Source organism: Salinicola sp. CR57 (genome assembly GCF_003206585.1).
In the GTDB taxonomy this organism is placed as follows: domain Bacteria; phylum Pseudomonadota; class Gammaproteobacteria; order Pseudomonadales; family Halomonadaceae; genus Salinicola; species Salinicola lusitanus.
This window is the reverse complement of record NZ_PZJL01000001.1, coordinates 139,829-153,948: the sequence shown is the minus strand read 5'-3', so window position 1 is coordinate 153,948 and position 14,120 is coordinate 139,829. Positions and strand designations below refer to the sequence as shown.

Sequence of the window (14,120 nt, the reverse complement as noted above, 5' to 3'; positions counted from 1 at the left end):
CGCTGCCGAAACCGCGCAGGGGCGCAGGAGACCGTCATGGCTGGGCTGGTCTATTTTTCGACCAAATCAGGCAATACGCGGCGCTTCGTCGAAAAACTGGGTCTGCCGGCCAGCCGGATTCCGCTGAACCGAAGCGACCCACCCCTGCAGGTCGAGACACCCTATATTCTCGTAGTGCCGACCTATGGTGACGGTGATCCGCGCTCCGCGGTGCCCGCGCCAGTCATTCGCTTTCTGAATGACGAACATAACCGGTCCCTGATTCGCGGCGTCATCGCCGGCGGCAACACCAATTTCGGCGAGGCCTTTGGCCTGGCGGGACGGGTTGTCGCGAACAAGTGTCGGGTACCGCTTCTCTATCGTTTCGAACTGATGGGCACGGCAGAAGATGTCCATCGAGTCCTTGCAGGGGTGACCGAATTTTGGAAACGCTCAGCCTAGATACGGGTACGACCGTGCGGCCTGCCGTCAGTGCCGACCACAATGCCAAGGCGCTCGATTACCACGCGCTCAATGCCATGTTGAACCTGTATGACGCCAACGGCCGTCTGCAACTCGACAAGGACAAGGAAGCGGCGCGTCAGTATTTTCTGCAGCACGTGAACCAGAACACGGTGTTCTTCCACTCGCTGAAGGAAAAGCTCGACTACCTGGTGGAAGAGGGCTACTACGAGCAGCAGGTGCTCGACCAGTACGACTTCGGCTTCGTGACGGCACTGTTCGATCAGGCCTACGCGGCGAAATTCCGTTTCCAGAGCTTCCTGGGCGCGTTCAAGTACTACACCAGCTACACGCTCAAGACCTTCGACGGCAAGCGTTACCTCGAGCGTTTCGAGGACCGCGTCTGCATGGTGGCATTGAGCCTGGCGCGCGGCGACGAGACCCTGGCGCGACAACTGGTCGAGGAGATCATCCACGGCCGCTTCCAGCCGGCGACACCGACTTTCCTCAACTGCGGCAAGCGCCAGCGCGGCGAGCTGGTCTCCTGCTTCCTGCTGCGCATCGAGGACAACATGGAGTCGATCGGGCGCTCGATCAACTCCGCGCTGCAGCTCTCCAAGCGTGGCGGCGGGGTGGCGTTCTCGCTCTCCAACGTGCGGGAATCCGGCGCGCCGATCAAGCGCATCGAGAACCAGTCCTCCGGCATCATCCCGATCATGAAGATGCTCGAGGACGCCTTCTCCTACGCCAATCAGCTGGGCGCGCGTCAGGGTGCCGGGGCGGTCTATCTCAACGCCCACCATCCGGACATCCTGCGTTTCCTCGACACCAAGCGCGAGAACGCCGACGAGAAGATCCGCATCAAGACGCTGTCGCTCGGCATCGTGATGCCGGACATCACCTTCGAGCTGGCCAAGCGCAACGAGGAGATGTACCTGTTCTCGCCCTATGACGTGGAGCGCATCTACGGCGTGCCGTTCGGCGACATCAGCGTCACCGAGAAGTACGAGGAGATGGTCGCCGACGGTCGTATCCGCAAGAAGAAGATCAACGCCCGCGAACTGTTCCAGACTATCGCCGAGCTGCAGTTCGAGTCCGGTTATCCGTATCTGATGTTCGAGGACACGGTAAACCGTGCCAACCCGATCCACGGCCGGATCAACATGTCGAACCTCTGCTCGGAGATCCTGCAGGTCAACACGCCCACCGAGTACGACGACGATCTCGGCTATCGTCATATCGGCGAGGACATCTCCTGCAATCTGGGCTCGCTCAACATCGCCAAGACCATGGATTCGCCGGACTTCGGCACCACGGTAGAGGCGGCCATTCGCGGCCTGACCGCGGTCTCCGAGATGAGCAACATCACCTCGGTGCCGTCGATCGCCGAAGGCAACGCCAAGTCGCACGCCATCGGCCTGGGGCAGATGAACTTGCACGGCTACCTGGCCCGCGAGCACATTCTCTATGGCAGCGAAGAGGGGTTGGATTTCACCAACATCTACTTCTACACCATCGCGTTCCATGCCCTTCGGGCGTCCAATCGTATCGCCATCGAGCGCGACCAGCGCTTCGCCGGCTTCGAGCAGTCGACCTATGCCAGCGGCGAGTACTTCGACAAGTACACCGAGCAGGCGTGGGAACCGAAGACCGAGAAGGTGCGCGGTCTGTTCGAGAAGAGCGGCATCGCCATCCCGACCCAGGACGACTGGCGCGAACTCAAGGCATCGGTGATGGCCCACGGGCTGTTCAACCGCAACCTGCAGGCGATTCCGCCCACCGGCTCGATCTCGTACATCAACAATTCGACCTCGAGCATCCACCCGGTGACGGCCAAGGTCGAGATCCGCAAGGAAGGCAAGCTGGGTCGGGTCTACTATCCGGCGCCGTACCTGACCGACGAGAATCAGGCGTACTATCAGGACGCCTACGAGCTCGGCCCGGAGAAGATCATCGACACCTACGCCGAAGCGACGCAGCACGTCGACCAGGGCCTGTCGCTGACGCTGTTCTTCCGCGACACCGCGACCACGCGTGACGTCAACCGCGCGCAGATCTACGCCTGGCGCAAAGGCATCAAGACGATCTACTACATTCGTCTGCGCCAGGCCGCTCTCGAGGGAACGGAAGTCGAAGGCTGCGTTTCCTGCACGCTGTAAGCCTGAATCTGTTTGAACGCGCCGAGCCACGGGCTCGGCGCCAACCGAACGAGAACACTCTCATGGATATGCCTACTTCCGCCGCCCGTCATCTCAACCGGGTCGATGCGATCAACTGGAACCGCCTCCAGGACGACAAGGACCTGGAGGTCTGGAACCGGCTCACCGGCAACTTCTGGCTGCCGGAGAAGATTCCGCTCTCCAACGACATTCCCGCGTGGAACACCCTGACCGAGCACGAGCAGCAGCTCACCATCCGCGTCTTCACCGGCCTGACGCTGCTCGACACCATCCAGGGCACGGTCGGCGCGCCGGTGCTGATCGAGGATGCGCTCACGCCGCACGAAGAGGCGGTGTTCACCAACATCAGCTTCATGGAGTCGGTCCACGCGCGCTCCTACAGCTCGATCTTCTCGACGCTGTGCGCCACCCGCGACGTCGACGACGCCTACCGCTGGAGCGAGGAGAACCCGTTTTTGCAGAAGAAGGCGGAACTGATCCTCGAGCGCTACCGCAGTGAAGACCCGCTGATGCGCAAGATTGCCAGCGTGTTCCTGGAGTCGTTCCTGTTCTACTCCGGCTTCTACCTGCCGATGTACTGGTCCAGCCGCGCCAAGCTGACCAACACCGCCGACCTGATTCGCCTGATCATTCGCGACGAGGCGATCCACGGCTATTACATCGGCTACAAGTTCCAGCGCCAGTTGGCCCAGCTGCCGACGGAGCGTCAGGAAGAGATCAAGATCTACGCCTACGAGCTGCTCCACGAGCTCTATGACAACGAGGTCAAGTACACCGAGGCGCTCTACGACGACGTCGGCCTGACCGAAGACGTCAAGAAGTTCCTCCACTACAACGCCAACAAGGCGTTGATGAACCTGGGCTTCGAGGCGCTGTTCCCGGCCAGCGTCACCGACGTCAGCCCGGCGATCCTCGCCGCGCTCTCGCCCGGCTCCGACGAGAACCACGACTTCTTTTCCGGCTCCGGTTCTTCCTACGTGATCGGCAAGACGGTGAGTACCGAGGACGACGACTGGGCGTTCTGATCCGACGGCCTGTCTCGACAAAAGCCGCCCTGCCCAGGGCGGCTTTTTTGTGTCTGTCCGAATCTCGCCCTCGCGGTCGCGGCAGACCAGCCAATGTCGTGGGATGACCTTCCTCGCTCGCTGCACACTGTCTGCACGAAGTCGCGCGATAGTGCTTCTGCACCTGGTCTCGGTGCGCAACCGGAGTCGAAGTCATGAAATTTCACAAGTCACTCATCGCGCTGGCCGTTGCCGCTTCCACCTTGTCACCGTTGGCCATGGCCGCTCCCACCGAACAGCCCAGACCGCCTGCGCCCCACGAGGCACCCATGGCCCACGCCAACCCGCTCAAGGAGGCGGTGGTCGCCAGCTGGAACCTCGATGAGGACAAGCTGGCCCGTCTGGCCAAGGCTGACAGCGAGTTTCGCGCCGGTCTGCACCAGTTGCGCGGCGATGCCGATGGCAAGGTAGCGCCGGAGCAGCGCCATGCCGCCATCGAGTCCCTGCTCCAGCAGCAGCGCGAGCAACTCAGCGACGTGCTCAGCGATGAACAGCTGCACGCCTACCAGATGCTGGAGCGTCCGCGGCCCCCGATGATTCATCACGGCGGACCGCGCCTGGATCCCGAGCAGATGACCGCCCAGCTCGAGCAGCGCTACGCGCCGCTGTTCGCGACCTGGAATCTCGATCAGGCACAGAGCGCCAAGGTGCTCAACGCCGAGCGCACCTTCTTCGATGGCCTGCATCAGTTGAAGCGTCCCGATGTGAAGGGCGATGGCGAATCGCGGGACGCTCGCGGTGCCCAGCTCAAGCAACTGCTGGAGCAGCGTCACAGCGCGCTCTCCTCGGTCCTGGATGACGAGCAGGTCGCAGCATTCGAAGCGCTGACCAAGCCGCCGCGCGGCCCGCATGCTGGCCCGAATCACGCCCCCCAGCCGGAACACGAGGCGCCTGCGGCCGGCTGATGCCGCTATCACGTCGACACCAGCCCTTCCTCGGAAGGGCTTTTTCATGCCCGCGCCACGTGGTTGCCTGACGTCCTCGGCCACAGTTGTTAGTCTTTAGCCGAACCTGCATCGTCATCCACCCTCTGCGATCGGAAACCGACCCATGGAAGATCAATGGCTTGCCTGGGCCAAGCGGCTCTCGGCGCTGGCCGATACCGGGCTGCACTACTGTCGCGACAAGTTCGATCGCGAGCGCTATGAAGAAGTCGCCGAGATTTCGGCATCGATGATGTCAGCGTTGGGCGATATCCCCATCGGCCACGTGAACCTTGCACTGGGCGAGGGCAAGGGGCATGTCACCCCCAAGGTCGATGTGCGCGCGGCGATCATCGACGACGGCAGGATTCTGCTGGTCAGGGAGAAGATGGACGGACGCTGGACGATGCCCGGCGGCTACGCCGAGGTCGGGCTCTCGGCTGCCGAGAACACGATCAAGGAAGTGTGGGAAGAGGCTGGCGTCAAGGTCGAAGCCAAGCGGCTCTACGCCATCCGCCACAAGGCGAAGCACGCTTATCCCGCCGACGTGCTCGATTTCTACAAGCTGTTCTTTCTCTGTGAGCGGCTCGATGCTGCTCCGCTCGATCCCGGGCATGAAGTGCACGATGCCGCCTATTTCTCGCCCACGGCGCTGCCGCCACTCTCCGAGCCTAGGGTCATCGCCCGGGACATCGAGGATGCGTTCGCCTTTCATGCCCAGCCGCAGCGGTCCACGATCATCGACTAGCGAAGCCCGCCGACGAGACGCCTAGAACGCTTCCCACTCGGCGGCTTCCGACTCGCGGCGCCGGTCCGGCCGGGCGTTTGCAGGCTTGGCGCTCGCCGCCGGCAGCGGGGTGGCCTGCGGGCGTCGCGGGCTGGTCGCGGTGCGGGAGTCGAGGCGGAATACCGCAACCACCGACTGCAGTTCGTTGGCCTCTTCCTCCAGTGCCCGCGCGGCGTTGGCGGCCTGCTGCACCAGCGCGGCGTTCTGCTGGGTGACCTGATCCATCTGGGTCACCGCCTGATTGACCTGGGTGATGCCGTGGTTCTGCTCCTCCGACGCCGCGGCGATCTCGTGCATGATCTCGCTGACCCGGGTGATCGAGGTGACGATGTCGTTCATCGTGGTACCCGCCTTGTCGGCCAGGGCGGCGCCGCTCTCGACCCGCTCGGCGGAGCGCTGGATCAGGTCGCGGATCGCCTTGGCCGCATCGGCCGAACGCCTGGCCAGTGTCTGCACCTCGTTGGCGACCACGGCGAAGCCGCGGCCCTGCTCGCCGGCGCGGGCTGCCTCCACCGAGGCGTTGAGGGCGAGGATATTGGTCTGGAACGCCACCGCGTCGATGGCGTCGAGCAGCGTCACCGCCTGGCGCGAGTTCTCGCTGATCTCGTGCATCGTGCTCACCACGCCGCCGACCACCTCGCCACCGCGGTGCGCCACGCCGGTGGCCTCGTTCGCCAGCTGGCTGGCCTGGGCGGCGTTGTCGGCGTTCTGGCGAACGGTCGAGGTCAGTTGCTCCATGCTCGCGGCCGTCTCCTCCAGCGATGCCGCCTGCTGCTCGGTGCGCGAGGAGAGGTCGGTGTTGCCCTGGGCGATGCCGCTGGCGCCGTCGAGCACGTTGTCGCAGGCGTTGCGTACGTTGCCGACGGTGCGCGAGAGATGGCTCTGGGTCTGCGCCATGGCCGCGAACAGCCGCCCGATCTCATTGTTGCCGCGGCGCTCCACCGGCACCGACAGGTCGCCGGCGGCGAGCTTCTCGCAGTGCTCCACCAGGCGCTCCAGAGGACGAATCACGTTGACCGTCACTCCCCACAGCACGATCGCCACCAGGACCAGGGTCGCCACCACCGCGGCGACAATGCCGGCGTTGATCAACCCCGGCGAGACATCGGTGTTGACGGCGTAGGCGGCCAACCCCGCGACCCCCAGCACCAGGAGAGTGAATGCCACCAGTACCAGCAGCCAGCTGGTCTTCACGGTCATGTCTGCGAGACGTTTCATGCTTGGTTCACCTGCCTTCCCTTAGTATCCGAGTGCCGGGCGTCACCACGCGGGTGCCGGCCGGAACGGCGCCGATCCGCGTGGGTGCCGAGTACGTTTTATCGGCGTTTGCGCCAGCGCCTTGAGTACCCGCCGCTGCGGCAAACTGGCACACCTGGCCGGCGCCGTGGCCCGGGGGGGCGTCGCTGGCGACGTCACTTCTTATCGACAGGCAGCGGAGTACAGCAGATGAACGCACAACGGATCCTTTCCCAGCTCATGAAGCAGGCGGGTAGCGGTCAGCGCCAGAAGTCCGGCAGCAGCGGTTTCGACATCAAGTCACTGCTAGGCGGTGGTGCGTTGGGCATGCTCGTCGGCAGCAAGCGCGGGCGTAGCATGGGCGGCAAGGCGATCAAGTACGGCGCCCTGGCTGGCCTGGGCGCCCTGGCCTGGAAAGCCTGGCAGGCGCATCAGGAGCAGAAATCGGCGCCCGCCGAGGCGACGAACGCAACGGACCAGCCGCTGGAGCAGCTCTCCGGCGAGCGGCAGGAGACCCGCAGCCTGTTGATCCTGCAGGCGATGATCGCCGCTGCGCGTGCCGACGGCCATATCGATGCCCAGGAGCGGGCCGCGCTGGCCGAGCAGATCGACGCCTTGGGCGCGGATGACGAACTTCACGCCTGGGTGGAGCAGCAGATGTCCGCGCCACTGGACGCCGATGCCATCGCCCGCGATGCCGATTCACCCCAGGCGGCGCGCGAGGTCTACTTGGCCAGCGTGGCGATCGTCGACGAACAGAACCCGATGGAGCGGGCCTGGCTCGATCAACTGGCGGCAGCGCTCAAGCTCGACGGCGATCTCTGCCGTAAGCTGGAACGCCAGACCGACGAAAGCCCGGCCTAGGCCGGGTTCGTGCATTGCGCCCGGGGCCCGGACTCGGACTCGGGCGGGCGCTGGGTCAAGGTTCCGAAGAACGCGGCCAGTGACAGCAGCGCCACCAGACTGCCATAGGCGTAGGTGGTGGGTATCAGGCCCAGGTGCTGTGTCATGATCCCTCCACCCAGTGCCAGCGTGCTGGCGGATAGATAGCAAATCACGTAGAACGCTGCCATCAACGCCGACCGCTCGGTGGGCGGTGCGAGGGGCATGACGACGCGCATGGCGCCCATGAACGCGGCGCCGAAACCGATGCCGGCGATCGCCGTCCCGGCCAGCAGTATCCCTACCGCCCGTTGATGGACTCCCAGCAGCAAGCCGAACATGCCGACGATCAGGCAGGCGGTGCCGAGCAGCACTGCCAGGCGTGGCGGTCGGGCGCGCAGGACCAGCACGCTGATGCCGCCGATGAACGGGAGCAGGAAGGTGATCAGGCAGCCCACCAGCGGGTTGTGGACACCGCTGATCGTCTCCACAAGGGTGGGCCCCAGCGAGAGCGAGAAGCCCCCCAGCGCCCAGGAGGAGACGACGGCCGGGATGACCCGAAACAGTGGCCCGCGCACGGATGGCGGAATCGTCGCACGGGGACGGAGTGCCGCCAGGGCACCGGGACGCGGCGTCACGCTCTCCGGAATACGCCTGAGACAGACACCCATGACGACGAGCAGGACGATCAGTACCAGATAGACCGTTCGCATCGGCGCCGGCGCGTAGGTCACCAGCAGACCGGCGAACAGCGCGCCGATGCCCATCCCGGAAAGCGGTGCAATGCTCGCCAGGACCGGCCCGCGTGTATGGTCGCTGTCGAGCATCGCCGCGGCCAGGGCGCTGGTCACGATGCCGGTGGCCACGCCTTGCAGAATCCTTGCCGCCAGCACCCAGGCGAGCCCGTCGGCGACCACGAACAGCAGCAGCGACAGGATCTCGCCGACGATGGCGATCGCCACTACCGGTCGCCGACCGATGTAATCGGATAGCGAACCGGTGACCAGCAGCGCCAGCAGCAGCGCGAAGACGTAACTCGCGAATACCAGCGTCAGCCAGGTCGTGGAGAAGTGCCAGCTGGTCTGATAGATCCGATAGAGTGGCGTCGGTGCGCTCGAGGCCGCGAGAAACGTCACCATCAATACCGCGTAGTAGACCAGCGAACCGAGCCGGGGGGCCGGATAGCCATTGGCCGACGGGGAGGAAGATGGAGGTGACATGAGGGTGTCCATTAATGCTAAAATTTTGCGTTAGAGAGAGTTTGAACTTAGCAGACTCATAAAGCAAATATTTTGCGTTTGTGTTCTTCATCAGTGAACCGCCATGCCGATCAAAGAAGCCGTCAGACCGGGCGGGCGCAGTGCCCGGGTACAGGAAGCCGTCCATCAGGCCGTTCGCGAGCTGCAGGCGGTCAAATCGCGCGATGAATTGACGGTGCCCCAGGTCGCCGAACTGGCCGGCGTCACGCCGTCGACGATCTACCGGCGCTGGGGGAATCTGGCGGAACTGGTCGCCGACGTCTCGGTCGAGCGCATGCGCCCCGATGACGACCCCGTGGATACCGGTACCCTGGCTGGCGATCTACAGGCCTGGGGTGAGCAGTATCTCAAGGAGATGGCCTCGGTGCCCGGGCAGCGCGCCCTCAACGATGTGATGGCCAGCGCGGATAACGGCCGTCGCGAGCGCTGCTGCCGCTACAGCGAGTCGCTCATGACGACACTGCGGGAGCGCGCGCTCGCGCGCGGCGAGGCGGCAGTGCCTTCTCTGGAGCGCCTCGTCGACGGCGTGGTGGCGCCGATGACCTACCGCCTGCTGTACGATCGCGAATCGGCGACCGCCGCCAATCTCCGGCGCTGGATCGTCCGCGCGCTGGCCGTGGAAGATGTCGACTGACGTTCAGATCAGCTTGGCAGCCACCAGCAGGTCAGCCACCGACTGGAAGGTCCCGTCGGGTATCGGGTCGCCGTTGCTGGCTCGTCTGGCGATGCTGGCGGCGAGCGTGGCGTCCGCTGCCCGGGGGAGGTGGCGGGAGTTGGCACTCACCAGCAGCGCCGCGGCCTGGTCCGGTGAAGCCTTGCAGGTGACCAGCGGTACCGGCGTTTCGCCGCGCACGTAGCGAATACCGACCAGCCAGCCATCTTCGGTGCCGATCATCATCGAGGCGTGCTGCACGCCGACCTTGGCGTTCAGCTGATGCATCTCGCGCCGCCGCTTGCGGCGCTCCTGGTTCATCGTCGGGTCGCCTTCCTGATCCTTGCGTTCCCGCTTCTGCTCGGTCTTGGTCATGCGCTGGTCGCGGCGGAACAACCAGCGCTGCAGCATCACGTCGAAGCCGCCCACCAGCAGGAACGCGATCAGCGCCGTGATCACCAGCGGCTGCAGCAGATCGAGAAAAGTCCCCTGGATGCAGCCGAACCCGCAGCTCGACGACCCCATCAGCGACTGCAGGCCCAGGCCATAGACCACGATCAGGGCGACCCCCAGCGCCACCATCTTGAACAGCGACTTGAGGAATTCGACCAGCCCGCGCATCGAGAAGATGCGCTTGAACCCCTGCACCGGGTCGACTTTCTCCGCCTTGGGCAGCACCGGTTCGGTGGCGAAGACGAAACCCTGCGACACCACGATGTTGGTCAGCACGATGATCACGAAGGTGAGTGCCACCAGTGGTACCACCGACAGCAGCAGTACCTCGCCCGCCTGCGCGACCAGCCGCGGCCACAGCGAGTCGAAGGGCTCGGTGTAGAGCCGCGCGATGGTGTCGAGCAGGCCCTGAACCCGGGCGATGATATGGCTGGCGCTGACCGCGATGTAGAGCGTGCAGGCCAGCAGCACCATGGCCGTGACCAGGTCCGCGCTCTTGGAGACCTGGCCCTTCTTGCGCGCGTCGCGCAGCTTTTTCGTCGACGGCGGTAGCGTCTTTTCCTCGGATGGCTGCTGGCTCATGGCGCGAGACGTTCACTCGCCGAGTCGTCAGGCCCCGACGGTCGAGCCCTTGTCCATCTTGGTCTCGAGATTGCTGCCATCGCCGGCGTAGTCCTCATGATCGAAATCGTCCCAGGTCGAGTCGGGAAGATGGCCCTCCCGCACGTAGAACTCGTACTCGTCACTACGGTAGTCGAGGATGCTCTCGTCGTCCGGGGCGTCGCGCTGGCCGTAGTTCCGGACATACGCTTCGAGGAACTCGTAGCGCGTCAAGCCATCCTCGGTCAGTAGACCATCCTCGTCGAGAGAGGTGAAGAGCTCCTTGAGGTCGGCTTCGTGTCCTTCCAGCGCGTTGGTGCGCTTGATGTCCTGGACGATGGAGAACGGCAGCGTCGCCAGCGTCAGGCCGGCGGAGATCCAGAACAGCGGCCCGGTGGCAGCGCGGGCGACGGCAATGCCCTTGAGCGCCGCCAGCGACGAGGCGCCACCGGCAAGGCCGAAGGCGCCCGCCGCGACGGTCACCGCACCCTGACCAATGGTGGCGCCATCGCCGGCGTCCGCGCCGCGCTTGATCATCAGCCCGCCGAGGGCGATGTCCAGCGCACCGGTGGCCGAGTTGGCGGCCCCATCCAGCACGCGCAGGAAAGAGCTGACAGAGCGGGTCGTCGTCGTGGCATCGGGCAGGGCCGGGTTCTTGGCATATCCGTTCTGGGCGCCCTCGACTACCTTCTTGGCGTCTTCATAGGAGATATCCAGCTTCTTGGCGAGTGCCTTCTGATCTCCTACCGGGGCGTCGTCGATGATCTGCTGGATATTCTCGCTGAAACGCTCCCAGGTGTGGGCATCAGGAGCGGGCGCCTTGCCCTTGACCTTGTCGTCGGCCCAGATCTGCGGCAGCGTCTTGTCCAGCCCCAGCATGGCGTTGACGTTGGTGCCCTTGACCTTGTCTCTGATGTGGCTGCCGAGGTTGACGAAGTGCTGGCTGGCGCCGAGGAAACTGATGAACTCCTTGGCCACGGCCATCCGCGCCTCGTCGCTGTCGGCCAGCTTGCTGCCACCGCCGGCGAGCTGGTAGATGCCCGAGGCGAGCGAGATCAATCCGCCGGTCGAGCCCAGCGCGCCGTTGCTGTTGAGCGTGCTGATCAGCGACAGCATGCCGCCGTTGGTCTTCTCGTTGAGCGCCTTGTAGACGCCGTTCTTCATCAGGCCGTCGATATCCGATTGGGTGATGGCGCCGTTTTTCTGGAAGCGGTCGCCCAGCTCCTGCAGCGCCTTGCCGAAATTCTTCGCCGTCTGCTGATCGTTGAGATACTCGTTGACGAACTTGTCGATCGACTCCGCCGTGCGCCTCGGAATATCCACACCGGCGCGCTTGAGCGCGGTCAGTACCATCTTGACCACATCCTGTGTGGCCGTCGCGGTGTTGGCATCATTGATCTGGTCGGGGTTGGCGATCAGGTCGTCGAGATCGGTGATCATCGAGTCGAGCTGCAGGCTCTGGGCGAACTCGGCTGCCTTGTCGCTCTCTTCCGTTGCCGGGAACAGCGCCGAAAGCGCATTGTAGGTTCGCGAGATATCCTGTTCGGCGAGTTCCCCTTGACCGCTCTCGCGCAGGTCGTTGATGTAGTCGATGTACTCCTCGCTGAAGGCGGTCTCCTCCAGTCGCGAGGCGATCGCGTCCTTGTCGGCGACCTTGTCGATCGCGCCTTCCTGGGCCTTCAGGTAATCCTTCTGCACGGTCTCGGAAGCGAACAGTTCGCCTAGACTGGCATCGAGCTTCTCGCCATCGATGATCGACGACAGATCATCGCCGGTGACGTGATCGAGGCTCAGCCCCTCCGAGATATCGAGGCCGACCAGGTCCAGGCCGTTGTCGAGCGCACCCTGGGCGCGCAGGGCTCGGTAGAACTGGGCGCGCTCGTCGTTCTTGTCGATGCTGCCGTCCTCGATCCCCGTCTTCCACTCTTCGATCAGGTTCTGCCAGGTCAGTTCGCTGACGGTCAGCTTGCGTGAACTGTCGTCCGGGTCGCTCTCGCTGGTCTCCATCGACTGGATGTCGACATCGCTGAAGGCCGGCAGGTCGTGATCGCGCCGCGCCGTGTCCAGCTCCGCGTTGTCGGACAGGCGCTGGGCGTTGGTCTCGCCGCCGTGCCGCGACCAGTAACCGTCGAAGACATTCTGGACCGCCTTGCCATCGTCTCCGGCCGCGTGCCGGATCCGCTCGCGCAGGTCGTCGTTGACCTGGGTGGTGGCCTCCTCGCGGGAGGCACCGTCGCTCACCTTGCTGTCGATCAGGTTCTGGTAGAGCTGTGACAGCGTCTCCGAGCTTTCGATATGCAGAATCTGGCGCGAGTCGGTCAGGGTACTGCCCGCCAGGCCTGAAGAGAGCGCGTTGAGGTTGTCCTCGTAGTCCGGGTTGTCGGTCTCGGTGTGGTTGGCGAGGAAGTCGTCGTAGGCTGCGTAGCCGGCATCGATGGCGGCGTCCTTGCCGCCATGACGCTCCCAGTAACCGTTGAGCACGTCGAGTCCGTCGTCGCTGTCCTTGTCGGCATCGGTCAAGGCGTTGCCAGTGCGCGCGAAGAGGTCTTCCCTGGCGTCGTCGATGGCCGCCTGGAGATCCGGGGCATCGCCGCGCTCACGCTGCTGGTCGAGTTGATACTCCACCAGCTGGCGGAACTGGCTGGCGGCCTCTCCGGTCAGCGGTCTTACCGTGCGGTCGTCGATATCGATGCCTTCGGCCATGTCGGAGGAGAGCGAATTCAGCGTGTCGTCGTAGGCGATGTCGCCCTCGTCGCGATTGGCCAGATAGCTCTCCTGGGCCAGCTTCTCGGTATCGGCTTCGCCACCGTGACGCTGGAAATAGCCGTCGAAGACATTGGCGACGTCACCACCGCCGACGCTATCGATGCGCTCGCGCAGATCGTCGTTGACGTGATCCATCGCTTCCTGAGTATCGTCGCCCTGATCGATCCGGTTCTGGATCAGATTCTTGTAGAGTTGGGAGAGCGTGTCCGATGCGTCGAGATGCAGGATCTTGCGCTGGTCGGTCAGCGTGCCGCCGGCCATCCCCAGGGCCAGCGCATTGAGGTTGTCTTCGTAATCGGGGTTGTCGGTCAGCGTGGTATCGGCCAGGAAGTCGCCGTAGGCGTCATAACCCGCGTCGGTCGCGGCCTCTTCGCCGCCGTGGCGCTTCCAGTAGCCTTCGAAGACATCCAGGCCCTTGTCGGCGTTGCGGTCGGCGTTGTCGAGGGCATGCCCGATGCGGTCGAACAGCGCTTTCCTGGCGTTGTCGATCGCCTTGGCCAGGTCGGGGCGCTTGCCGTCGGCGCGCTGGGCGTTGAGCTCGGCGGTGACCAGCTTCTCGAACTTGTCCGCGGCGCCCCCCGTCAGACTGGAAACCCGGCGCTTGTCGATGTCGATGCCGTCCGCCATGTCCACCGCCAGCGAATTCAGCGTGTCCTCGTAAGCCTGGCTGCCGGGTTCGAGATCTTCTTTTTCCGCGCCCCCCTCCTTGGCCATTTTCTGCGCCAGCTTGAGCAAGGAGGTGAAGACCTGAGTGGGGGCGGACGAAACCGGATCTTTGTCGAGGGTGACATCATCGTTGACGCGCATCGGCTTGTTCTCTCTGAGAGGAGGTTGGCTCGAGGACGCCGACGTTCGATCCATGAACAGGACGGGACGG

11 protein-coding genes are annotated in these 14,120 nt (G+C 64.3%); 7 read left to right on the top strand and 4 right to left on the bottom strand.

The genetic code is table 11. The annotated features are described in order from the left end of the window. Positions 1-36 precede the first annotated feature (36 nt). From nrdI to DOM56_RS00690, 5 genes are all read left to right on the top strand, one after another. Complete coding sequence (gene nrdI, locus DOM56_RS00710; RefSeq protein ID WP_110597680.1) at positions 37-441, top strand: class Ib ribonucleoside-diphosphate reductase assembly flavoprotein NrdI; 405 nt, start codon at positions 37-39, stop codon at positions 439-441. After that, positions 420-2,600 carry a class 1b ribonucleoside-diphosphate reductase subunit alpha gene (nrdE, locus tag DOM56_RS00705; protein ID WP_348627094.1) on the top strand — a complete coding sequence of 727 codons (2,181 nt, stop codon included), beginning with the start codon at positions 420-422 and terminating at the stop codon, positions 2,598-2,600. The genes nrdI and nrdE overlap by 22 nt, the downstream gene beginning before the upstream one ends. A gap of 68 nt (positions 2,601-2,668) precedes the next feature. Continuing rightward, on the top strand, positions 2,669-3,646 hold the full coding sequence (gene nrdF / locus DOM56_RS00700) for a class 1b ribonucleoside-diphosphate reductase subunit beta (RefSeq protein ID WP_110707557.1): 978 nt from the start codon (positions 2,669-2,671) through the stop codon (positions 3,644-3,646). Between the two features lie 194 nt (positions 3,647-3,840). Next, positions 3,841-4,590 (top strand): hypothetical protein, encoded by a 750-nt coding sequence (locus DOM56_RS00695; RefSeq protein WP_110707060.1) that lies wholly within the window; start codon positions 3,841-3,843, stop codon positions 4,588-4,590. Positions 4,591-4,735: 145 nt separating this feature from the next. Further along, positions 4,736-5,356 (top strand): NUDIX hydrolase, encoded by a 621-nt coding sequence (locus DOM56_RS00690; protein ID WP_110707059.1) that lies wholly within the window; start codon positions 4,736-4,738, stop codon positions 5,354-5,356. A gap of 21 nt (positions 5,357-5,377) precedes the next feature. Here the strand turns inward: DOM56_RS00690 and DOM56_RS00685 are convergent, their stop codons facing one another. Then, positions 5,378-6,613, bottom strand: a complete 1,236-nt coding sequence (locus DOM56_RS00685) for a methyl-accepting chemotaxis protein (protein WP_110707058.1) — start codon at positions 6,611-6,613, stop codon at positions 5,378-5,380. 228 nt (positions 6,614-6,841) lie between these two features. Between DOM56_RS00685 and DOM56_RS00680 the strand changes: the two genes are divergently transcribed. Beyond that, a complete protein-coding gene (locus DOM56_RS00680) occupies positions 6,842-7,495 on the top strand; it encodes a tellurite resistance TerB family protein (protein WP_110707057.1) in 654 nt (217 codons plus the stop codon). On the opposite strand, the gene DOM56_RS00675 is transcribed toward DOM56_RS00680, so the two are convergent. After that, positions 7,492-8,733, bottom strand: a complete 1,242-nt coding sequence (locus tag DOM56_RS00675) for an MFS transporter (RefSeq protein WP_110707056.1) — start codon at positions 8,731-8,733, stop codon at positions 7,492-7,494. The two genes, DOM56_RS00680 and DOM56_RS00675, sit on opposite strands and share 4 nt — an antisense overlap. 103 nt (positions 8,734-8,836) lie before the next feature. Between DOM56_RS00675 and DOM56_RS00670 the strand changes: the two genes are divergently transcribed. After that, entirely contained in the window at positions 8,837-9,406 is a 570-nt protein-coding gene (locus DOM56_RS00670) for a TetR/AcrR family transcriptional regulator (protein ID WP_110707055.1), read from the top strand. Between the two features lie 3 nt (positions 9,407-9,409). Here the strand turns inward: DOM56_RS00670 and DOM56_RS00665 are convergent, their stop codons facing one another. Both DOM56_RS00665 and DOM56_RS00660 read right to left on the bottom strand, forming a co-directional pair. After that, on the bottom strand, positions 9,410-10,459 hold the full coding sequence (locus DOM56_RS00665; protein WP_110707054.1) for an EscU/YscU/HrcU family type III secretion system export apparatus switch protein: 1,050 nt from the start codon (positions 10,457-10,459) through the stop codon (positions 9,410-9,412). A gap of 27 nt (positions 10,460-10,486) precedes the next feature. Further along, a complete protein-coding gene (locus tag DOM56_RS00660; protein ID WP_110707053.1) occupies positions 10,487-14,050 on the bottom strand; it encodes a hypothetical protein in 3,564 nt (1,187 codons plus the stop codon). Positions 14,051-14,120 lie beyond the last annotated feature (70 nt).